This window comes from Pantoea rodasii (genome assembly GCF_002095465.1).
Classification (GTDB): Bacteria; Pseudomonadota; Gammaproteobacteria; order Enterobacterales; family Enterobacteriaceae; genus Pantoea; species Pantoea rodasii.
The window spans coordinates 102775-125728 of the sequence record NZ_MLFP01000012.1; the positions used below are offsets into that span (position 1 = coordinate 102775).

General features: G+C 55.5%; 18 protein-coding genes and 2 pseudogenes. 15 read left to right on the forward strand and 5 right to left on the reverse strand.

Annotated features, from left to right (window positions below; all coding sequences use genetic code 11):
• Nucleotides 1-5 precede the first annotated feature (5 nt).
• Nucleotides 6-2066: a polyphosphate kinase 1 gene (ppk1, locus tag HA45_RS15850; RefSeq protein ID WP_100701261.1), complete on the reverse strand. Its 2061-nt coding sequence runs from the start codon at nucleotides 2064-2066 to the stop codon at nucleotides 6-8.
• Nucleotides 2067-2248: 182 nt separating this feature from the next.
• On the opposite strand from ppk1, the pseudogene HA45_RS15855 reads away from it, so the two are divergent.
• The 3 genes and pseudogenes from HA45_RS15855 (at nucleotide 2249) to pstB (ending at nucleotide 6716) form a co-directional block, all read left to right on the forward strand.
• Nucleotides 2249-4341, forward strand: a pseudogene (locus HA45_RS15855) (ABC transporter permease subunit).
• The gene (pstA, locus tag HA45_RS15860) at nucleotides 4338-5936 is read left to right on the forward strand and encodes a phosphate ABC transporter permease PstA (protein ID WP_100701259.1); all 1599 of its coding nucleotides are present in this window, start codon (nucleotides 4338-4340) and stop codon (nucleotides 5934-5936) included. Before HA45_RS15855 ends, pstA begins: the two are co-directional and overlap by 4 nt.
• A 12-nt stretch (nucleotides 5937-5948) precedes the next feature.
• Complete coding sequence (gene pstB / locus HA45_RS15865; protein WP_100701258.1) at nucleotides 5949-6716, forward strand: phosphate ABC transporter ATP-binding protein PstB; 768 nt, start codon at nucleotides 5949-5951, stop codon at nucleotides 6714-6716.
• Nucleotides 6717-6819: 103 nt separating this feature from the next.
• Here the strand turns inward: pstB and purN are convergent, their stop codons facing one another.
• Entirely contained in the window at nucleotides 6820-7458 is a 639-nt protein-coding gene (gene purN, locus HA45_RS15870; protein ID WP_100701257.1) for a phosphoribosylglycinamide formyltransferase, read from the reverse strand.
• Nucleotides 7455-8495: a phosphoribosylformylglycinamidine cyclo-ligase gene (gene purM, locus HA45_RS15875; protein WP_100701375.1), complete on the reverse strand. Its 1041-nt coding sequence runs from the start codon at nucleotides 8493-8495 to the stop codon at nucleotides 7455-7457. The genes purN and purM overlap by 4 nt, the downstream gene beginning before the upstream one ends.
• A 239-nt stretch (nucleotides 8496-8734) precedes the next feature.
• Here purM and upp point away from each other — a divergent pair, with 239 nt between their 5' ends.
• From upp to hda, 3 genes are all read left to right on the forward strand, one after another.
• Entirely contained in the window at nucleotides 8735-9361 is a 627-nt protein-coding gene (gene upp / locus HA45_RS15880) for a uracil phosphoribosyltransferase (protein WP_100701256.1), read from the forward strand.
• A gap of 241 nt (nucleotides 9362-9602) precedes the next feature.
• Nucleotides 9603-10886, forward strand: coding sequence for a uracil permease (gene uraA / locus HA45_RS15885; protein ID WP_100701255.1), 1284 nt, complete (start codon nucleotides 9603-9605; stop codon nucleotides 10884-10886).
• Between the two features lie 93 nt (nucleotides 10887-10979).
• Entirely contained in the window at nucleotides 10980-11681 is a 702-nt protein-coding gene (gene hda, locus HA45_RS15890) for a DnaA inactivator Hda (RefSeq protein ID WP_034825971.1), read from the forward strand.
• On the opposite strand, the gene arsC is transcribed toward hda, so the two are convergent.
• Both arsC and bepA read right to left on the reverse strand, forming a co-directional pair.
• Nucleotides 11678-12025, reverse strand: a complete 348-nt coding sequence (arsC, locus tag HA45_RS15895) for an arsenate reductase (glutaredoxin) (protein ID WP_100701254.1) — start codon at nucleotides 12023-12025, stop codon at nucleotides 11678-11680. The genes hda and arsC overlap by 4 nt on opposite strands.
• Nucleotides 12026-12030: 5 nt before the next feature.
• Nucleotides 12031-13494 carry a beta-barrel assembly-enhancing protease gene (gene bepA, locus HA45_RS15900; RefSeq protein WP_100701253.1) on the reverse strand — a complete coding sequence of 488 codons (1464 nt, stop codon included), beginning with the start codon at nucleotides 13492-13494 and terminating at the stop codon, nucleotides 12031-12033.
• A 640-nt stretch (nucleotides 13495-14134) separates the two neighbouring features.
• Here bepA and HA45_RS15905 point away from each other — a divergent pair.
• The 9 genes and pseudogenes from HA45_RS15905 to HA45_RS15945 all read left to right on the forward strand — a co-directional run bounded on the left by HA45_RS15905 (nucleotide 14135) and on the right by HA45_RS15945 (nucleotide 22927).
• Complete coding sequence (locus HA45_RS15905; RefSeq protein ID WP_100701252.1) at nucleotides 14135-14740, forward strand: DsrE family protein; 606 nt, start codon at nucleotides 14135-14137, stop codon at nucleotides 14738-14740.
• A 33-nt stretch (nucleotides 14741-14773) separates the two neighbouring features.
• Complete coding sequence (locus tag HA45_RS15910) at nucleotides 14774-15382, forward strand: DsrE family protein (protein ID WP_100701251.1); 609 nt, start codon at nucleotides 14774-14776, stop codon at nucleotides 15380-15382.
• A gap of 126 nt (nucleotides 15383-15508) precedes the next feature.
• Nucleotides 15509-16501, forward strand: a complete 993-nt coding sequence (locus HA45_RS15915; RefSeq protein WP_100701250.1) for a LacI family DNA-binding transcriptional regulator — start codon at nucleotides 15509-15511, stop codon at nucleotides 16499-16501.
• A gap of 149 nt (nucleotides 16502-16650) precedes the next feature.
• The gene (locus tag HA45_RS15920) at nucleotides 16651-17673 is read left to right on the forward strand and encodes an ABC transporter substrate-binding protein (RefSeq protein WP_100701249.1); all 1023 of its coding nucleotides are present in this window, start codon (nucleotides 16651-16653) and stop codon (nucleotides 17671-17673) included.
• Nucleotides 17674-17675: 2 nt separating this feature from the next.
• Entirely contained in the window at nucleotides 17676-18533 is an 858-nt protein-coding gene (locus HA45_RS15925) for an ABC transporter permease (RefSeq protein WP_100701248.1), read from the forward strand.
• On the forward strand, nucleotides 18530-19342 hold the full coding sequence (locus HA45_RS15930) for an ABC transporter permease (protein ID WP_038645478.1): 813 nt from the start codon (nucleotides 18530-18532) through the stop codon (nucleotides 19340-19342). Before HA45_RS15925 ends, HA45_RS15930 begins: the two co-directional genes overlap by 4 nt.
• Nucleotides 19339-20327, forward strand: a pseudogene (locus tag HA45_RS15935) (ABC transporter ATP-binding protein). The gene HA45_RS15930 and the pseudogene HA45_RS15935 overlap by 4 nt, the downstream one beginning before the upstream one ends.
• 11 nt (nucleotides 20328-20338) lie before the next feature.
• On the forward strand, nucleotides 20339-21169 hold the full coding sequence (locus HA45_RS15940; protein WP_100701246.1) for a phosphodiesterase: 831 nt from the start codon (nucleotides 20339-20341) through the stop codon (nucleotides 21167-21169).
• Nucleotides 21170-21334: 165 nt separating this feature from the next.
• Entirely contained in the window at nucleotides 21335-22927 is a 1593-nt protein-coding gene (locus tag HA45_RS15945; RefSeq protein WP_100701245.1) for a sensor domain-containing diguanylate cyclase, read from the forward strand.
• Nucleotides 22928-22954 lie beyond the last annotated feature (27 nt).

Here is a 22954-nt window from a genome sequence, read left to right on the forward strand (position 1 = left end):
AGGCGTTATTCGGGTTGTTCCAGTTTCTTGATGTAATCGTAAATCGCCAGCTGCGAGCGCACCTTCTTGCGATTGCCGCGCGGAACATAACGGTTACTCAGTTCTTTGTCCACGATGCGCGCTTTCACGGTATCACTCAACAGAATGGCAATGATATCCAGAATGCGCTGCTTCACGCGGGGATCAAGGATCGCAACGGCCACCTCAATACGGTGATCGATATTACGCGTCATCCAGTCTGCGGAAGAGAGATAGACTTTTTTCTCGCCGCCGTTCTCAAAAATATAGACGCGGTCGTGCTCAAGATAACGGTCAACGATGCTGGTAATGCGAATATTTTCACTGATGCCCGGTAAATCAGGAATCAAAGAACACATGCCGCGCACCAACAGATTGATCTTCACGCCAGCGGATGATGCCGCATACAAACGATCAACCAAACCGTTATCCACCAGGTTATTGATTTTCAGCGTAATGCCAGCCGGCTTTTTCTGCTGAGCCTGGGCAATCTCGGCATCGATCAACTTATACAGCATGTCGCGTGAGTTCTGCGGCGATACCAATAAGTGTTCGAATGTTACCGGGCGATACGGGTTCTCAATGAAGTTGAACACGCGGCGCACTTCATTGGTGATGCGCGCATCGGCGGTCAGCAATGAATAGTCAGTATAAATGCGGGCGGTTTTTTCGTTGAAGTTACCGGTGCCAATATGCGCATAACGCACGATCTCACCGTTTTCACGACGTGAAATCAGGAACAGCTTGGCGTGAATTTTCAGACCCGGCGCAGAGAAAATTACGTGCACACCGGCTTCCGTCAGACGTTTTGCCCAGCGAATGTTGGCTTCTTCATCGAAACGCGCCTGCAGCTCAACCACCACGGTGACTTTTTTACCGTTGTAAGCAGCGTGAATCATCGCATCCATGATGCGTGAGTTCTTAGCTACGCGATAAATGTTGATCTTAATCGCCAACACACTCGGGTCAAACGACGCCTGACGCAGCAGCTCCAGCACGTGCTCGAAGGTGTGGTACGGATAATAAAGCAGCACATCGCGATTACGGATGGCATCAAAACCGTTGCGGAAGCCGTCAAAGCCGATATGGCGAATTTGCGGCAATGGACGGTTTTCCAGATTGGCTTTGCCGACGTTCGGGAAGCCAATAAAGTCTTTAAAGTTGTGGTAGCGGCCGCCCGGCACAATCGAATCGTCGTTCGAAATCGCCAGCTTATGGCGCAGCATTTCCACCATCGCGTCCGGCATATCACGCTGATAAACGAAGCGCACAGGTTCTGCGTTAAGACGCTGTTTCAGGCTGGAGGACATCAGTTCCAGCAGGCTCGATTCCATCTCAGTGACGAGGTCATATTCGGCATCGCGCGTCATCTTCATCGAATAGGCATTCAGCGCGTCATAATCGAAGAAGCCTTTGAAGATTTCATCCAGGCAATAGCGCAGGATGTTATCCAGCAGAATCATGGGTTTGCGACGACGCGGCGATTCGGCCGGTAAATTGACGAAGCGCGGCACCTTATCCGACGGGATTTCCAGCAGCGCATAACGAATATCGTCGCCGCGGATAATCTCAACCGCCAGATAGGTGTAATCGTCTTTGAGGAACTCAATCAGATCGGTGTCGTGGTTAATCAGAATCGGCGTGACGTGCTGGCGTAATTGATGTTTGAAGTAATAGCGCAGCCACTCTTGCTGATTCGGCGACAGCTGGCGTTCGTTAATCAGGAAGATCTGATTACGTGCCATCTCCAGCAGCAGATCGTTGTACAGGGCATCGAATTCCTGATCCGATTTCTGTACCCGCAGCTGAATTTTTTTCAATATATGACGAAGTGTCGTTGGCGTGCCCTGTTCCTCACCGATCAGAATGCGACGTTTCAGATCGGCGAAGCGCACTTTGTAGAACTCTTCGAGATTGTTGGAGTAAATCCCCAGGAAGCGCATACGCTCAATCAGCGGGTTAGTCTTGTCCGCGGCTTCCTGTAATACACGTTCATTGAAGCTTAACCAGCTTATTTCTTTTTCTATATACAGCTTTTCCTGACCCATTCTGACTCCGTGATGCTGTTGCTGGACGGATTGTCCGGCGGGAAAATCGCAAAAATGCGCCTCCGCTCAGTGTCCATCACCATTATGGCGAGAGTATGGCAAGCTTGTCCAACGTCAAAGGTTGTCTTATCAATCAGCTACGGGCAACATAGCGACGTGTTTTCACCTGTAACCTGGCCTGCATGAGCATAAATCGTATCCCTGTCCATTTCAGCGACCGTCGTCGCCGTGCTGTCGATCAGTTTGTTCGTCGCGTGGTGACGGGTTGCGGCGTGGGCATTTTACTGCTGATGCTGCTGCTATTCTTCTGGCTGATCTGGGTGGTATTACCCCTTTTCAGCGCGCCGGGCATGCAAGCCACCACCAATATACAACTTTGGGATAAAGCCCCGGTGCTGGCGATGGGCAGCGAAGGGCAGCTTGGCTGGCGCATCAGCCGTAATGAAGCGCGCTTTATTCCGCTCGACGGACAGCCCGCCGCTCAGGCGTTGCCGCTATCGGGACATCCTGATGCGGCGGTGAAAAGCAGCAACAGTAGCAGCGTGTTGCTTAATATGCAGGGTGGATTGATGCTGATGCAACCGTTGATCCACGACAATCAAGGCGAATGGTTTTTCCCGTTTGGCGATCGTCCGCTGCATCTGGCGCAAGGCGACGTCACAAACATGGCGTTAACTTCCCTTGGCGATCACCAATGGCGTATCGCCGCGCAAACCCCTGCGGGCATTAGCGTGATGACGCTGGAGAACCAGCAAAACGTTAACCAGATTCTGCTGCCTCAGCAGCAAGCCGACCTTCTGCTGTTATCTCCCGATGGTACGTTACTGTACGCCAGTGAAGGGCGTCTATTGCGCGTGTGGCAGATTACCCCCGAGGGCGCACAGCTGCGTGAAACCCAAACCCTGAATCAGCGGCCACAAAGCCTGCATATCCTGACGGGTGGTCGTACGCTGCTGATTCAGGACGCGCAGGGCGTGCATCAGTGGTTTTCGATTGCCGGTGATAAAGGGCCGCGCCTGCAAGAAATTCATACCTTCAACAGCAGTCAGGACGCGATGAATGTTGTGCCTGAATCGCAACGCCGTGTGTTCGCAACCTATAACGCTGCCGGTGAAATCAAACTGTTTGCCAGCAAACAGCAGGGACCGATTTTGACCCGTCAGCTGGCGCCGGGTATTCAGGCGCTGGCATTGGCGCCGCGCGGCGATGCGCTGATTGTGGAGCGCGCAGGGCAGTGGCAGCAGTTTGCGCTGGATAACCCATGGCCGGATTTCACCTGGCGCAACCTGTGGCAAAAAATCTGGTACGAGAACTATCCGCAGGCGGATTGGGTATGGCAATCCACCGCTGCCGGTGACAGCTATCAGGCCAAATTCAGCCTGATACCGATGGTGATGGGCACGCTAAAAGCCGCCTCGCTGGCGCTGCTGTTTGCCACGCCGCTGGCGCTGGCGGCAGCGATGTACACCGCCTGGTTTATGTCACCGGGATTACGCCGCTGGGTGAAGCCGGGCATTGAAATGATGGGTGCGCTGCCCAGCGTGGTGATTGGTTTAATTGCCGGCGTCTGGCTGGCACCGCACGTGAGTACCGCGCTGGTCGGCGTGCTGCTATTGCCCCTGGTGCTGGCGGTGACTTTACTATTGTGCGGCGTGCTCAGCCCGTATCTGCCCAATCGCTGGCGACGTCCGGGTTTTGAAGTGATTTTGCTGTTGCCGGTATTACTGGCTGTCACGCTCTTAACGCTGTGGCTGCGACGCAATTGTGGCCGGATATCGGTGAGCGGCTGGCACATTACGAACAACGCAACTTATTAGTGGCTGCGCTGGCGATGGGGTTTGCGCTGGTGCCCCTGATATTCACGCTATCGGAAGATGCGTTATTCAGCGTGCCGGGCGCGCTGGGACAAGGTTCACTGGCGCTGGGTGCCACGCCGTGGCAAACCCTGACGCGCGTGGTAATGCCTGGCGCATCGGCAGGTATTTTTGCCGCCCTGATGATCGGCTTTGGCCGAGCGGTGGGCGAAACCATGATCGTGCTGATGGCTACTGGCAACACGCCAGTCAGTGAAGGTGGCCTGTTTGCCGGATTGCGCGCGCTCTCTGCCAACATCGCCATCGAAATGCCAGAAGCCGCAGCGGGCAGTGCCCATTACCGCATTCTGTTCCTCAGCGCATTGTTGTTACTGATATTCACACTGGTGATCAACACCGTAGCGGAGCTGATTCGTCAGCGCTTGCGCCAGCGCTACAGCCAGCATGAGGGACAGGGATGAAAGCGATGCGTCAAAACGATCGCTGGCGCTGGCTCACCGCCGGTGCGGTCGCCGTGTGCCTGCTGGCGTTTACCTTGTTGATTGGCCTGCTGGGCTGGCAGGGCATGCGTGCTTTCTGGCCACAGCCGGTCGACCAATATCTGTTCCAGCCGCCAGAAGGCGCAGCGGTCATGGTATTGGGCGAAACGTTGCACCAACAGCCGCAGGGCGAGCAGTGGCGCTATGTGGTAAAAACCGGCAATCGTGATTTTGCCGCCCCGGATTTCCGCGTGCTGTATAGCCAGGGCGCGGCGAAAACCCGTCGTCCGGCGGATGCGATTGTTTTGCAGCGGCGCAGCGGCGGCAATGCTTACGGCTGGCTGGTTGAGCTGCGAGAAGATAATGAGGTGCTGACCGCACGCGATCGTGATGCACTGCTGCATCAACGGCTGGTGCAGGTCCACGAGCAGTTACGTCAGGCGAGCCATATTCGTCGTGTACAAATGGCGCGACTGAATGCCCAGCTGGAAAATCTGCAGCAACAAGTTGATGAACAGCGACAGCGCGGTACGTTCACCTTGCAGGACCAATCGGAATTCGATGCCAACAGCGTGGCGCTACAGCGGCGTTTTAGCGCGTTAGCGCAACAGCTAACGCATCTTCAACACGAAAGCCAGCGCGACACGCTGATACTGCGTGATGTACAAGGCCAGGATCACATCATTCCGCTGGCACAGGTGGTGGATACCTGGTATCCGAATGCGATGTCGTTTGGTCAGAAAGTGCAGCACTTCTTCAATCAAATTTGGCAGTTTGTCAGTGATTCACCGACATCGGGCGGCGGCGAGAGCGGGGCGTTCCCGGCGATTTTTGGCACCGTGCTGATGGTGTTGCTGATGTCGATTATCGTGATGCCGCTGGGCGTCGTCGCGGCGGTGTGGCTGCATGAATACGCCGGACGTAATGCGCTTACCCGGTTGGTGCGCATTGCGGTGGTGAATCTCGCCGGTGTGCCGTCGATTGTGTATGGTGTGTTTGGTTTAGGCTTTTTTGTCTGGTTGATTGGCGGCACGATTGATCAGCTGTTTTTCTCACGCTCACTGCCCAATCCTACCTTTGGCACGCCCGGTTTGCTGTGGGCGGCATTAACGCTGGCGCTGCTGACTTTGCCGGTGGTGATTGTCGCCACCGAAGAGGGGCTATCGCGTATTCCAGATAATCTCCGTCAGGGCTCATTGGCGCTCGGCGCTACGCAGGCGGAAACGCTGTGGCGCGTGGTGCTGCCGCTGGCGGTTCCCGCTATGTTAACCGGCCTGATTCTGGCCGTGGCGCGTGCGGCGGGCGAAACCGCGCCACTGATGCTGGTGGGCGTGGTGAAGATGGCACCGGAGCTGCCGGTGGATGCGGTGTTCCCGTATCTGCACCTCGACCGCAAATTTATGCACCTCGGTTTTCAGATTTACGATTTGGCGTTTCAGAGCCCGAACATCGATGCTGACCGACCGCTGGTTTACGCTACCGCATTGCTGCTGGTGGCGATCATCCTGTCGCTCAATCTGCTGGCGATGACGCTGCGCCATCGGCTGCGCGAGCGTTACCGCATTATGACGCACTAGAAAGGTTTTTAGATGACGCCCGATTACGATATTGCGTTAACCGTCAACCAGCTTTCGCTGTGGTATGGCGAGCGCCAGGCGCTGAACAACATTGATTTACAGATCCCAAAAAAGCGCATAACCGCGCTGATTGGCCCTTCCGGCTGCGGCAAATCGACGCTGCTGCGTTGCTTCAATCGCATGAATGATGTGATAGATCGCTGTCGTATTGAAGGCGAGATTCTGTTGGATCAGCATGCGGTGATGCAGGCGAATCAGGATCTGCCGGCTTTGCGTCGTCGTATTGGCATGGTTTTCCAGCGCCCCAATCCGTTCCCTAAATCGATCTATGAAAATGTGGTGTACGGTCTGCGTCTGCAAGGGGTGCGCGATCGCCGAGTATTAAATGAAGCCTGCGAACGTGCGCTGCGTGCGGCGGCGCTGTGGAGTGAAGTGAAAGATCAGCTGGCGCAGAATGCGTTGACGCTCTCCAGCGGGCAGCAGCAGCGTTTGGTGATTGCGCGCGCGATTGCTATTGAGCCGGAAGTGTTACTGCTGGATGAGCCGACGTCGGCGCTCGACCCGATCTCAACCCTGGTGATCGAAGAGTTGATGACCACGTTAAAGCAGCATTTCACGCTGGTGCTGGTGACGCACAATATGCAGCAGGCGGCGCGCGTGTCAGATTACACGGCGTTTATGCATAACGGGCAACTGGTGGAGTTTGATGAAACCGATCGCATCTTCACCTCGCCCAAAGCGCGCAAAACCGAAGATTACATTACGGGCAGATTTGGATAATCCATTCTGCAATCTGTAGCGGCGCAATTCATTGCGCGTAATGTCGTGCAGATAAAAAAACAGCGCGATAAATCGCGCCGTTACGGTGTGTGCCTGCTTTTGGTTATTCGTGCGCGTAACCTTGCGGCGGCAACGGTTGCCCATCCAGCCAGGCTTTTCCTTCACGCATCGCTAAGCGCCCATCGACAAACCAGCCGATCACCAGCGGATAAATCGCATGTTCCTGATGCTGAACACGTGAAGCGATCTCGGCTTCATCATCTTCGGCAAACACCGGCACGCGCGCCTGCAAAATCACCGGGCCGCCATCCAGTTCGTCAGTGACAAAGTGCACCGACGTGCCGTGTTCCTCGTCGCCATTTTCTAATGCCTGGCGATGGGTGTGCAGTCCGGGATATTTCGGCAACAGCGACGGATGGATATTCACCAACCGGTCGTGATAATGCGCGACAAACGCCTGGCTAAGAATGCGCATGTAACCGGCCAGCACCACTAAATCCGGTGCGTAGGCATCGATTTCCTGCATCAGCTGGCGATCAAAGGCATCGCGGTCGGCAAAGTCACTGGCGGTGAGCGCATGGCCCGGCACGCTGGCTTCCTGCGCGCGCGTCAGACCCAACGCCGAGGCTTTATTACTGAAAACGGCAGCGACGCTGCCGTTGACACGCCCGCTTGCGCAGGCGTCAAGGATGGACTGAAGATTGCTTCCGTTGCCGGAGATCAGCACAACCAGTTTTTTCATGGATTAATGACCACTCGCTCTTCTGAGTCAGAGGCGTTAATCACACCGATTTTCCACGCCTGCTCGCCGGCGTCGGTCATCAGCTGTACCGCTTTATCGGCATCGTCCGGGCTCAGCGCGATGATCATGCCCACGCCGCAGTTAAAGGTACGGTACATTTCATGACGGCTAACGTTACCGGCCTGCTGCAGCCAGGTGAACACGGACGGCCACTGCCAGCTCTTCTCATCAATCACCGCCTGAGTGTTGTCTGGCAGCACGCGTGGGATGTTTTCCCAAAAGCCACCACCGGTCAGGTGAGAAATCGCGTGTACATCCACCTGTTCGATCAGGCTCAGGATGTTTTTCACGTAAATGCGGGTCGGTGCCAGCAGGTGATCGGCCAGTGGCTTGCCATCCAGCTGTTTGGTTTCTGGGTTGGTCTGGCTGACTTCCAGAATCTTACGCACCAGAGAATAACCGTTCGAATGCGGGCCGCTTGAACCCAGTGCGATCAGCACGTCGCCGTCCTGCACTTTCGTACCGTCAATGATTTCTGATTTTTCCACCACGCCCACGCAGAAACCCGCCACGTCGTAGTCTTCGCCGTGGTACATGCCTGGCATCTCAGCGGTTTCACCGCCGACCAGCGCACAACCAGACTGCAGACAACCTTCGGCGATACCGGTGATCACCGCTGAAGCGGTATCCACATCCAGTTTGCCGGTGGCGTAGTAGTCGAGGAAGAACAGCGGCTCAGCGCCTTGCACAATCAGGTCATTCACACACATCGCAACCAGATCGATACCGATGCTGTCATGACGTTTGAGATCCATCGCCAGACGCAGCTTGGTGCCGACGCCATCGGTTCCGGAGACCAGCACAGGCTCGCGGTATTTCTGCGGCAGCGCACAGAGCGCGCCAAAGCCACCCAATCCACCCATCACTTCCGGGCGGCGAGTTTTCTTTACTACGCCTTTAATACGGTCAACCAGATCGTTACCAGCATCGATATCAACACCGGCGTCTTTGTAGCTGAGAGAGGTTTTGTCGGTCACTGCGGAATCCCCACGCGAATTGCGGTTGGTGGCAAAAATTAAGCGCGCTAATTCTACCAGTGCAGGCAAACGTTTGCGAGTCCCATCTCACGCCGCTTTGCACAGCGCTGATTTTTCGCCAATGATTATGATCACGCGGATCTCGCTAAGCCATTGACCAATGACAAGTGGCGCGGCGGCAAAAAGGCGGTATAATCCGGCGATTTTTTTTAGCTCAACTCAATTCCGGGAGAACAATCATGAAGATCGTGGAAGTCAAACACCCGCTGGTCAAACATAAACTGGGCCTGATGCGTGAGCATGATATCAGCACCAAACGCTTCCGCGAGCTGGCCTCGGAAGTCGGCAGCCTGCTGACTTATGAAGCCACCGCCGATCTGGCCACTGAGCGCGTCACTATTGAAGGCTGGAACGGCCCGGTTGACGTCGATCAAATCAAAGGCAAAAAAATCACCGTAGTGCCGATTCTGCGTGCGGGCCTTGGCATGATGGAAGGTGTGCTGGAGCACGTGCCAAGCGCGCGTATCAGCGTGGTAGGTATCTACCGTGACGAAGAGACGCTGGAGCCAGTGCCGTATTTCCAGAAGCTGGTGTCCAACATTGAAGAGCGTCTGGCGCTGGTGGTGGATCCGATGCTGGCAACCGGTGGTTCGATGATCGCCACCATTGATCTGCTGAAGAAAGCCGGCTGCAACAGCATTAAGGTGCTGGTGCTGGTCGCGGCACCAGAAGGTATTGCGGCGCTGGAGAAAGCGCATCCGGATGTGGAGCTGTACACCGCGTCAATCGATCAGGGATTGAACGAGAAAGGCTATATCATTCCAGGCTTGGGTGATGCAGGCGACAAGATTTTCGGAACGAAATAAATAAAGCATCCAGCCGGCCAGAGAGTCGGCTTTTTTTGGTCAAAAACACACAACTCAAGTAATGCCCTTTAGTTCAGTGCCGCATAAACACCAGCACCTTTGGTAGCGGCGCGATTTATCGCGCTCTTTTTCCCGACATGGCACTTAGCGTGTTGGAATATTGCGTAATGAATTGCGCTGCTCCTTGATGGCGCGGCCTGAACAAACAGCATTCATAACGACTAATGGGGATAGAGAGATAATGACAAGACGCGCGATCGGGGTAGACGAACGTCCACCGCTGCTGCAAACCATTCCACTCAGCCTGCAACACCTGTTCGCCATGTTTGGCGCCACGGTGCTGGTGCCGATCCTGTTCCACATCAACCCGGCCACCGTTCTGCTGTTCAACGGCGTCGGTACGCTGCTGTATCTGTTTATCTGTAAAGGTAAAATCCCGGCGTATTTGGGTTCGAGCTTCGCCTTTATTTCACCGGTGCTGCTGTTGTTGCCGCTGGGTTATGAAGTGGCGCTGGGCGGCTTTATCCTGTGCGGCTTCCTGTTCTGCGTGGTGGCGCTGATCGTCAAAAAAGCCGGCACCGGCTGGCTGGATGTGATGTTCCCACCGGCGGCGATGGGCGCGATTGTCGCGGTGATTGGCCTTGAGTTAGCTGGCGTGGCGGCGAATATGGCCGGTCTGCTGCCTGCAGAGGGCACCTCGGCTGACACTCAAACCATCATCATTTCGATGGTCACGCTGGCGGTCACGGTGTTCGGTTCTGTGCTGTTCCGTGGTTTCCTCGCTATTATCCCGATTCTGATCGGCGTGCTGGCGGGTTATGCGCTCTCATCCTTTATGGGCATCGTCAACTGGCAATCCGTTGCTGATGCACCGTGGTTCGCACTGCCAACCTTCTACAAGCCGCGTTTCGAATGGGTAGCCATGCTGACCATTCTGCCTGCGGCGCTGGTGGTGATTGCAGAACACGTTGGTCACCTGGTGGTGACGGCGAATATCGTGAAGAAAGATCTGATTCGCGATCCGGGTCTGCATCGCTCAATGTTTGCCAACGGCTTGTCCACCATGATCTCGGGCTTCTTCGGCTCAACGCCGAACACCACCTACGGCGAGAACATCGGCGTGATGGCGATCACCCGCGTGTACAGCACTTGGGTCATCGGCGGAGCGGCAATCTTCGCGATTCTGCTCTCGTGCGTGGGTAAACTGGCCGCCGCGATTCAGGCAGTGCCGGTGCCGGTAATGGGCGGCGTGTCGCTGCTGCTGTACGGAGTGATCGGTGCGTCCGGTATTCGCGTACTGATTGAATCCAAAGTGGATTACAACAAAGCGCAGAACCTGATCCTGACGTCGGTGATCCTGATCATCGGCGTGAGCGGCGCCAAAGTGCACATCGGCGCCGCAGAACTGAAAGGCATGGCGCTGGCGACTATCGTGGGCGTGGCGCTGGCACTGATTTTCCGCGTAATCAATTTGTTACGTCCAGAAGAAGTGGTTTTGGATGCCGAAGAAAAGCGCGAAAGTTAAGGCGTTTTGCCGGGCAGGGAAGCCCGGTTCATCTCTGACAAAGATCGTGATAAACTTGCGCCGTTTTCTGCCTGCTCATCCGTTGAGGTACTTCTGAACACGCCGGCACAGCTCTCACTGCCACTCTATTTACCCGATGATGAAACCTTTGCCAGTTTCTGGCCGGGGGAAAACCCGTCTTTGCTGGCGGCGCTGCAAGGCGCACTTTCGCAGCAGCACGGCAGCTATCTCTATTTCTGGTCACGCGAAGGCGGCGGCCGCAGCCACTTATTGCACGCGGCCTGCGCGGAGATGTCAGCGCGTGGCGAAGCCGTAGGCTATGTCCCGCTGGATAAGCGCACCTGGTTCGTGCCGGAAGTGTTGGATGGTATGGAGAATCTGGCGCTGGTGTGCATCGATAATATCGAATGCATTGCCGGAGATGCCGAGTGGGAGATGGCGATCTTTGATCTCTACAACCGCATTCTGGAAATCGGCAAAACGCGTTTGCTGATCACCGGCGATCGTCCACCGCGTCAGCTCAACCTTGCACTGCCGGATCTGGCTTCCCGCCTCGACTGGGGGCAGATTTATCGCTTACAGCCGTTGTCTGATGAAGATAAGCTGCAGGCGATGCAGCTGCGTGCTGGATTGCGTGGTTTCGAGTTACCGGAAGATGTCGGGCGCTTCCTGCTGAAACGCCTCGACCGCGAAATGCGTACGCTGTTTGACACCCTTGATCGACTCGATCGCGCCTCTATCAGCGCACAACGCAAACTCACCATTCCTTTTGTTAAAGAAGCGCTGGGGCTTTAAACAATCTCCAGCACCGCTTCTGGCGGACGGCCAATACGCGCGCGGTCGCCGTTAATCACGATAGGACGCTCGATCAGTTTGGGATGTTCCGCCATCGCCTGTAACAGCTGCGCTTCACTGAGCTGATCATCTGCCAGCTTCAACTCTTTATACAGATCCTCTTTACGACGCATTAAATCGCGCGCACTGCTCATGCCGAGTTTTTTCAACAGGGTTTTCAGCAGTTGCACGTCAGGCGGTGTTTCGAGATACAGCACCACATCAGGCTCAATGCCTTTCTCCTGCAACAGCGCCAGGGTTTCGCGGCTCTTGCTGCAACGCGGGTTGTGATAAATGCTCACCATTATTTTTATCCTTTCTGATACTGACGGAACCGCTTTTGCAGTTCGCGGAACTGGTCGATGCGCGCATCGTAACGTGCCTGTTTCAGGCTACCGAGCGGCACCTGTGCGCTGGCGCTGCTTAATGTGGTGATCGCCTGATCGAGCTGGCCGTTTAGCGCTAATCCTTCGGCTCGCGCCGACAACTCCTCATCACGCAATCCCTGTGCCGCCGAAGCTTGCGCCAGTAAATCCCAGGCGTTGACATCATCGGGATGGGCAAAGGTGTAGCGGTTAAGAATACGACTGGCATTGGCAGGCTGCTTCGCTTCCACATAGGCGTTAGCGAGGTTGAGCTGCAACACCGGGCTGGTGCTGCTGCCTTTGGCATTGGTCAACATGCTGATGGCCAGCTGCGATTGATTCAGGCCGATGTCGATATCCGTCATGATGTCGAGAAACCAGACGTTATCCGGCTGTTTTGCCAACATAGGGGCGATGATCTTTTTCGCGTTGTCGAAGCTTTTCGCCTGCAGGAACTGCACCGCTTTACCGTATTGCGAGGCCATCTGCTCACGCGAATTGCCTTTAGCGTATTCGTTTAGCAGGTCATCGGTGAGCTGATTGCGTCCGGTGGCGTACATCCCCAGCGAGCGCACTTTCGCCATATAGAAGCCTTCCGAAGACTGCACCACCACCGGACGCATTTGGTTGGCACGGTTACGCGCATCGGCTAAACGGCTATCCGGTAAGGGGTGCGTCAGCAAAATTTCTGGCGGCTTGGAGGAGAAGCGGCTTTGGTCGGCCAGCTTTTGCAGGAAACTGGGCATCGCCTGGGGATCGAAGCCAGCGCGTTGCAGCACCTGAATACCGATGCGATCGGCTTCCTGTTCGTTGGACTGGGTGAAGCTGATCATCCCTTGCTGTGTGCCTGCCAGCGTACCGGTGAGGGCTGCCATTCCGGCCTGCGGACTGGCAAGCGCCAACAGAATCGATCCCAGTGCACCGACCCAGGTAAGCGGGGCAGTGCGCTTCTGTTCTTCCATGGCACGCGCCAGATGGCGCTGAGTGACGTGAGAAATTTCGTGCGCCATCACCGATGCCAGTTGACTTTCATTATCGGTGTAGCGGAACAGTGATGAATGCAGCACCACGTTGCCGCCAAAGAAAGCGAAAGCGTTGAGTTCGTCATTCTGGATCAGAAAGAAGTGTAACGGCGTGCGCACAGAGTTGGCGTGAGCGACCAGACGTTGGCCGAGTTCATTAATATATTGATTTAGCAGCGGATCGTTAATCAGCGGCGCACTGGCGCGCAGCTGGCGCACATAAAAGTCGCCAATCTGCAGTTCCTGATTAATCGACAGCGTCGAACCCGCCGTGGTCCCCATATCGGGCAGATTATCACTCACGTCGGCACGCACACTCAGTGTGGGTGCGAGCAGCAGCGTAGGAATAAGGGCCGCCAGCACTGATTTCTTCAACCGGTTAAACATGCCTTGATCCTTAAAAAGTCACCTGCATTTGGACAGGTAAGTCGTTCAAATGTTCTGCGCACACTTTCCATTGGCGCAGCGGTTCTATCTTAACCAGCGTGCGGTAACAAGCAAATGAAGATACGGCCTGCACTTAAAATGAAAATTTGGTTACAGAGAAGCAGAATTGCAGCAAAAAATTGAATATCGCGCTATGACCAGGTTAGCGCTTTTGCCGTTATAAAAGTTAAAGTTACGTAAAGTTGCTCAAAATAATTGAATCTGGCATGAACTTTTCCAGGTTTACTCTGAAAAAAGAGGGGTAAACGCGCAGACTGGCTCCTTTTATCAATCAGACAATTTAATTGTGAGGTTTTCATGGTCAGGCTGGATTTCAGTTAAGTCTGGTCAGGATTTATCCATAAATACAGCGGGAAACTTATTCCACGAGATAAATTTTACTACCAATTATTTTTTTACTGCGCTTTTCATCTTAATCAAAAGCTTTATTCAATTAGCACGACTTATTATTTTTCCTGCAATCAAAAGCCAAGACAGTTGATTTCTACAGGACTCTTGCACTGCTCACGCTGTGGTATAGATAAAGCACTTTATTCAAACGGACTGTGAATTAACGCGCAGTGCATGCCGGAGAGTTTCTATGCGTTCTGTTGTCTCTTACGCCCTGATTGCCATCGTGGGTGGATTTGTTGGCGCCACCGTAAGTAAGAGTGATGATATTTATCAGCGCGTGGTCAGCCATTTTTCTGCTGAGCCGACCGATCCAGACGGATTTTGGAGCACGCCCGCCGTCGAAGGTTACGGCAAAATCCATTATGAACCCGATGCCGCCTTTAAACCGGTGGTAGGAATGAGCAACAAAGTGGTATTCCAAATCACCAAAAGTGAAGGGGATATGAAACGCCCGAACTTGGGACTGGAGCGCGTGGCGCGCGTGGTGAACTTGTATATCGCTTCTGGCGTACCGGCCGATCAACTGCACTTTGTGGTGTCGGTCACCGGTGATGCCACCCCGGCCATGCTGGATAACGCGCATTTCCAGCAATTCTACCAGGCCGCCAATCCTAATTTGGCGCTGATCAGTGAACTCAACAAATTAGGCGTGAAAGTGTCGGTGTGCGATCAGTCGGTAGCCTTCCATCACTTCCCGAAAGACTGGATTGATCAGTCGGTTATTCATGCGTTATCCAGCCCGACCACCGTGTCGACGCTGGAAAATCAGGGTTATGCCTTCCTGCAAATGTAATTGGGCTTCTGGTCTTCATTGAGGAGAAGTGAAATGCGTCCTGCGTCATATATTGTTATCGCTGCTGTGGCCGGCTTTATTGGCGGTAATGTATTACAGCTTCCTGAACTGGTGGATAAAGTCAGCGGCAAATTTACCGACCAGAAATCTGAACCGGTTGATTTCTGGAGCACACCGGCCATTGCCGGCTATGGCAAAATTCATTTTGTGAATACGCCGGATTACAATCCAGCCAATACGCCAGGGTTGAGTAATAAAGTTGTTTTCCAGATTAACCGCAATGAAGGCGACATCCGTCAGCCGAACCTCGGGCTGGAGCGCGTGGCGCGTGTGACCAACCTCTATTACGCCGCAGGGGTGCCACTGAATCAGCTGAACTTTGTGGTATCGATCAACAGTGACGCAGTACCCGCTGCGCTCAATAACGATCAATTCCGCAAAGCTTACGGCAGTGATAACCCGAATCTAAAGCTGATTGATGAGTTAAAGAAAGCGGGGGTGAAAGTGACCATCTGCGATCAATCGGTGGCGTTCCATCAACTTGAGCGTGACTGGATCGATACGCGTGTCACTCACACGCTCTCCAGCGGTACGACCGTGGCCTCGCTGCAAAACGAAGGTTACGCCTTCCTGATGTTGTAATCCCCGCCTGACAGCAGTTCGCGCTGCTGTCATCTTTCCGTCATCTCCCCGCGATGTTGCTGTCACAGTTCGCCGCTAATTTAAGCGCCAATGAGATCGATCTCATTGCTCATTCACGAGGCGAACATGTCCGATTTAATCAGTGTGGCAAAGCTGGCTGGCGTATCCCGCGCTACCGCCGCGCGCGCATTCTCTGATCCCCATCTGCTGCGGCCGGACACGCTGGAAAAGGTGCTGGCGGCATCAGAGCAACTCGGATTTCGCCCCAATCACATTGCCCGACAGCTGCGTACGCAAAGTTCCACCACGCTCGGTGTGCTGTTGCCTTCGCTGCTTAACCCGATCTTTTCACGCCAGTTGCAGGCGATGGAGCGTCAGGCGCGCGCCGCCGGATACGGTTTGCTGGTGGCAACCAGTGATTATCAGCCAGAACGTGAAGCGGCGATTGTCGAACATATGCTGCGCCAGCGCGTCGCCGGTTTGGTGCTTACCGTGGCGGATGCGGATAACAGCGCGGTGCTGACCACGCTGCACGAAGCCAACATGCCGTTTGTGCTGGCGCACAACGTGCCGCAGCAAAGTCACTGGCCGGCGATTTGCGTCGATAACCGCCAGGCGATGCGAGAAGCCACAGAGCACCTGTTAAGCCTGGGCCATCGTCACATCGGCATGATCGCCGGACCGATGCTGCAATCGGACCGTGCCCGTCTGCGTTATCAGGGCTACTGCGATGCTATGCACAGCGCCGCATTGACCGTGCTGCCAGTGATTGAAATGAACAGCCATACCCAATCGGATTTTGCGCTGCTGCAACCGCAGTTGCAGGGTGAAGCACCGTTGACGGCGGTGATTTGTACCAATGATTTGCTCGCCATCAGCCTGATTGGTGCCGCGGCGCGTGCCGGTGTACGCATCCCGCAGCAGCTTTCGGTGATGGGCTTTGATGGCATCGATATTGGCGAGCAGATTGCGCCGTCACTGGCGAGCGTCACTCAGCCAGCCGATATGCTCGGTGCCTGTGCCATAGACATGTTGTTACAACAAGCCAGCCGCGGCACCCGCGTACTGGCCCATCGGTTGCGGAGCGGTGAGAGCATCGCCGCACCTTCGATTAACTAAAACCATGCCCAAAATAATTCGAGCTGCAGGAAGGCGGCAAGTGTATTTAGACCGGGAGCTTACATCAGTAAGTGACTGGGCTAAATATACGCAGCCAACGCACCTGCAGCTTGAAGTATGACGGGCATTGCCAACACCAGGGAACCACCATGAAACTCCAACGAAAAATGAAAATTCTTGCAGGAGCGATCGCGCTGACCGCCGGTTCGCTGTTCAGTACTTTCACCCAGGCCGCAGACACCGCGATCTGCTACAACTGTCCGCCCGAATGGGCTGACTGGGGTACACAGCTCAAAGCCATTGCCAAAGACACCGGCATCACCGTGCCACAAGACAACAAAAACTCCGGCCAGGCGCTGGCGCAAATGGTGGCGGAGAAAGGTAATCCGGTGGCAGATGTGGTTTATTACGGCGTCAGTTTCGGCATCCAGGCCGACAGCGCGGGCGTCATTACCGGTTACAAACCCCAGCACTGGGACGACATCCCAGCCGGAATGAAAGATCCCAGCGGCAAATGGGTCGCACTGCACTCGGGTACCATGGGCTTTATGGTCAACGTGGATGCACTCGGTGGCGCGCCGGTACCCCAATCCTGGGACGATCTGCTGAAACCTGAATACAAAGGGATGATTGGCTACCTCGATCCGGCCAGTGCCTTTGTCGGTTACGTGGCAGCGGTCGCGGTCAACCAGGCCAAGGGCGGCAACATGCAGGACTTTACGCCAGCGCTGAACTGGTTCAAGAAACTGCAGGCCAACCAGCCGATCGTGCCTAAGCAAACCGCGTATGCGCGTCTGATCTCCGGCGAAATCCCGATTCTGCTCGACTACGATTTCAATGCCTATCGCGCCAAATATAAAGATCACGCCAACGTCGCGTTTGTGATCCCGAAAGAGGGCACGGTGACCGTTCCTTATGTCATCAGCCTGGTGAAGAACGCGCCACACGAAGCCAATGGCAAAAAAGTGATCGACTATGTGCTGTCGGACAAAGGTCAGGCGATTTGGGCCAATGCCTTCCTGCGCCCGGTGCGTACTTCAGCGATGTCACCCGAAGCGAAGAAATTCTTCCTGCCGGATAGCGATTATGCACGCGCCCAAACCGTCGACTATCAGCAGATGGCCGATGCGCAGAAAGCGTTCTCCGCTAAGTACCTGAGCGAGATTCGTTAACTATGTCGATTTCCGACACCCTGGCGGCCTCACGCCGCCGGGCTCGTCCTTTGCCGGGTAGCCGTTGGCTGTGGCTGACGCTACCCGCACTGCTGTTCTTCTGTGCTTTCTGGCTGTTGCCGTTTGCTCGCCTGCTGCAAATGGGCATGCAGAACGACCGCACCACGCAGCACAGCGGCTACTGGACCGTTATTAGTCAGCCGAATTACCTGATCAGCCTGGTGAATACCGTGGTGTTGTCGCTGGCCGTCACGCTGGTGACGCTGGCGATTGCGGCCACCGTCGGCTGCTTCCTCGCACGTCAACGTTTTGCCGGGCGTGGCACGTTACTCGCCTTACTGACTTTTCCGCTGGCCTTTCCCGGCGTAGTCGTGGGTTTCCTGGTGGTGATGCTGGCGGGCCGTCAGGGCTTGCTGGCGCAATTCAGTATGAGTCTGGTGCACGAACGCTGGACGCTGGCCTATTCACTTATTGGATTGTTTATCGGCTATCTCTATTTTTCGCTGCCGCGCGCCATCGTCACGCTCGTCGCAGCCAGTGAAAAGCTCGATCGCTCGCTGGAAGAAGCGGCACGTTCACTCGGTGCCAGCCAGTGGCGTATCACCTGGGACGTGATTGTGCCAGGTCTGCAACCGGCGATGCTCTCCACTGGCGCGCTGTGTTTTGCCACCAGTATGGGGGCATTTGGCACCGCTTTTACCCTCGGCACCAATCTGGCGGTACTGCCGCTGACCATTTATGGCGAATTCACTAACTACGCCAACTTTGCCACAGCGGCAGCGTTGTCGGTGGTCATGGGCGCCGTCGCCTGGCTGGCACTGATGCTGGCGCGTCGCTTGGCACACAAGGGGGCGGCATGAATCGTCGCGGATTATTTAGCCTGCAACTGCTGGTCACCACGCTCACCGCGCTGTTTATGATCGTGCCGGTGGTGCTGTCGATGCTGGCAGGCGTCACCAATAACTATTTTATCGGCCTGCGCAGCGGCTTGACCCTGAAATGGGTTGAGCAGGTGTGGGAGATGTATGCCGACACGTTCTGGCTATCGCTGCTGATTGCGCTGTTCTGTTTGCTGGTCACGTTAGTGATTGGCGTGCCAGCCGCGTGGGGCTTGTTGAAAGCGCCTGGCCGCTGGGCGGCGCGCATCGAAGAGTGCCTGATGTTGCCGGTGGCGCTGCCCGGTTTAGCCACTGCGCTCGGCATCATTCTGCTCTACGGCCAGTTCTCTGGTCTGCGTGACAGCTGGGTATTTATTCTGATTGGTCACGTGCTGTTCACGCTGCCGTTTATGATGCGGCCGGTGCTGGCGGTGATGCAGGCGGTGGATATGCCGCGCCTGGAAGAGGCTTCCGCCAGTCTCGGTGCCAGCCTGTGGCAGCGCTTCTTTACCGTGGTGGTGCCCAACTGCCGCAACGGCATTCTGGCCGGTGCTTTTATGGTCATCACCTTGTCGGTGGGCGAGTTCAACATCACCTGGATGCTGCATACGCCGCTGACCAAAACGCTGCCGGTCGGCCTTGCGGACAGTTACGCCTCGATGCGACTGGAAGTGGGTTCTGCCTACACGCTGATTTTCATTTTGATGATTCTGCCGCTGCTGCTAATGCTGAATGCGGTGAATCACTGGCTTAACCGCGCGGTCTCGCGCCAAAACAAGGAGGCGGCATGAATCCTGCGGCCGTTACCGTGACGCTGCGCGGCTGTTCGCGTCACTTCAATCATCAACTGGCATTGCATCCGCTCGATTTGACCGTGAATCCCGGTGAAACCCTGGTGCTGCTCGGGCCTTCTGGTTGTGGCAAAACCACCACCTTACGCATCATCAGCGGACTTGAACGCTGTGATGATGGTGGCGAAGTGTGGTTCGACGATCGCAACGTCACCGCATTGCCGATTGAGAAGCGCAACGTCGGCATGGTGTTTCAGAACTATGCGCTGTTCCCTAATCTCAATGTCGCCGAGAACGTGGCTTACGGCTTGAAAGTGCAGGGCGTGGCGCGTGCCGAGCGTGAAACGCGCGTGCAGGAGATGCTGGAGCTGGTGGACCTCAGCGCCTTGTCGCAACGCAGCATCGATAAGCTGTCCGGCGGGCAAAAACAGCGCGTGGCACTGGCGCGCGCGCTGGCGGCGCGGCCCAAAGTGTTGCTGTTTGATGAGCCGCTGGCGGCGCTGGATGCGCGCTTGCGTGACCGCCTACGTCTTGAAATCGGATCGTTATTGAAGAAGCTGGCGATTACTGCCGTTTACGTCACGCACGATCAGCAAGAGGCGATGGCGCTCGGCGATCGCATTGCGGTGATGGAGCAGGGCCGACTGGTGCAAATCGACACGCCGCAAACATCTATCAGCATCCCGCTTCAAAGTTTGTCGCCGACTTCGTTGGTGCAATCAACTGCGTGGATGTGGACGCGCGCGGCAATGCGCAGCGCTTCTGCCGCCCGGAAGATGTACTGCTCGCCAGCGACAATCGCTATGCGCGTCAGGGCTTTGTTCTCGCCAGCACCTTTTTAGGCGCATCGCAGCGGCTGATGATCGACATCGGTCTGGCGATGCCGATTCAGGTTGATCGCCACGCGCGTGAAGCCTGGCATGCCGGACAACCGGTGAGCTGGACGCTGGCGCAGGACGCCGCACTCCAATTTTCTGCATCCTGAGGAAGAAATTCGTGTCTGAAGCATTGACGCTGATCGCGCAAATTAGTGATTTACACATCAAGGCGAACGGTCGCCTGTCGTATAAAAAAGTCGATACCCAGGCCGCTTTACTGCGGGTCATCGAGACGCTGAATCATTTGCTGCCGCGTCCGGATATGGTGGTGATCACTGGCGATCTGGTGGATTTTGGCAACGCAGAAGAGTATCAAACGCTGCGGACGGCGCTGCGTCGCTTGCAGCTGCCGTACATGCTGATGGCGGGCAATCATGACGATCGTCAGCAGCTACGCGCGGCGTTCCCGGATCACCATTATCTGCAACGCGGTGAAACCCTCAACTGGCAGGCGCGGGTAAAAGGGGTGCAGCTGCTGGCGTTGGATTCCAGCGTGCCGCACCAGCCGTGGGGCTATGTGGATCAAGCGCAGTTGGAATGGCTGGAAGAGCAGCTGGCGCGTGAACCGCAATTGCCCACGCTGGTGATGTTGCATCATCCACCGCTGATTTGCGGTATTGGCCATATGGATAAACAACCTTTGCGCAATCCTGAGGCGCTGGCGGCAATTATCCGCCAGCATCCGCAGGTGGAACGCGTGCTGAGCGGCCATTTGCATCGCTCAGTACAGGCGCGCTTTGCTGGAACCCTGGCCTGTGTTGCGCCGGGCGTCTCGCATCAGGTTGCCTTTGATTTGTCTGAAAATGGTCCGGCGAATTTCGTGCTGGAACCGCCAGGCTTCTTGCTGCATCGCTGGCATCCGCAGCAGGGAATGACCACACATCTCTGCGCCATCGGCGATTATCCGGGCCCGTGGCCGTTTTATGACGCTAATGGCCTGATCGATTAGCACCAACGTTTGCTGAATTATTACGCGTGTCTGACAGGATGGTTCGTGCTCAATTGGGTTTGCAGGTGTACAATTGGCGGTTCCCTCACCAGGGGTAGCTAGTCCAACTATAACTATATTGTCAGGCACGAAAATCATGAATTTTTACACCAGGGCGGTTGCGTCATGCTGATGCGCTTCCGGCCAAAAACTGACCTGCGGACGCTGATCGCGTTGCTGGCGATCACCAGTATCGTCATTACGCTCGCCAATACGTTGTACGCCACCTGGCGTGTGCAGCGCATGGTACTGATCGAAAGCACCCTTGAAGCCAATCGCGCCTATGCCACTAAACTCGCCGCCACAACGGAAGTGTTTTTCCAACTGGCGCAGTCGCAGCTGCATTACAGTGCAACCCAGCTAGGCAAAGATTTTGATAACCCGGAGCTGGCGCAGCAGGAAGTGAATCGACTGCGCGAGCAAACCAACAGCTTTAACTCCGTGGCCGTGGTCGACACCAACGGTATCGTGAAAGCCATTTCACCTGAATCGCTGATGCTGAAAGGCATGCAACTGACCAGCCAGGCTTCGCGCGAAGCGCTGGCGCAGCGCCAGCCGATGGTCAGCAAACCCACCATTTCCGCCGCTAACAACCTGATTGTGTTTGTCTCCTGGCCGATTTGGAGCAACGAAGGGCGTTATCTCGGTTACGTGGGCGGCACCATCTATCTGAAGAAGAAAAGTATTCTGAATGCTTTGCTCGGTGAACAGTTCTACCGGGACGGCACGCGTGTGTACGTGTTGGATCGCAACAATCAGGTGCTCTATCACCAGAACAGTCAGCTGATTGGTAAAACCGTGCCAGAAATAGTCAGCGATCGTACTCGCCAGGAGAGCACCAATGGCGAGGTGCAGGTCACGGAAGAAGATGTGCCGAAGCTGGCCGGATATGCCATTGTGCCGACCACCGGTTGGATGGTGGTGGCGCTGAAGCCCACCGACGTGACGTTACAGCCGCTTTCTGGCCTGCTGCTGAAAGTGTTGAAAAATTCAGTGCCGTTTGCGCTGCTGACCTTGTTGATGGCGGTGATCTTTGCCCGACTGATTGCACTGCCACTGTGGCAACTGGCGCGCAAGGCCAGCCAAATGGATACGCAAGGCGTCTCCGGCGAAATTGGTGGCATCCGTGCGTGGTATTTCGAAGCGGCACAGGTGAAACGTGCCTTACTCACGGGGATTGGTCTGGTACAGGACAAAATCGGTCGGCTGAAGTCAGAAGTACAAACCGATCCGATGACCAGCCTGCTCAACCGCCGTGGCCTGAGCGCGGTGCTGGATTACTTCGAAACTATGCGTCAGCCCTTCGCGGTGCTGGCACTGGATATCGATCACTTCAAGCGCGTAAACGACAACTTCGGCCATGATGTCGGTGACGAGGTGATTAAGCAGGTGGCGCGGACTCTGCGCAACAGTGCACGACAAACCGATGTCGTGTGTCGTAACGGTGGCGAAGAGTTTCTGATGCTGCTGCCTGCAACGTCGACGGAAGAAGCGCGCGTGATTGCCGAGCGTGTGCGCACCAGCATTGCCGAGAGCTGGATTGACCATGTCGGTCACATCACGCTGTCGGTGGGCATCGCGCATTGGAAAGCGGATAACGGGTCACAAGACCTGAGTCTGAAACAGGCGGATGCCGCACTCTACCAGGCGAAAAATGCCGGACGTAACTGCGTGATGATTGCCGGGCAGGATGCGCTGGTGAGCAGCATTACCCGTTAGTTTTTACCAGGTCGTCATAAATGGCGG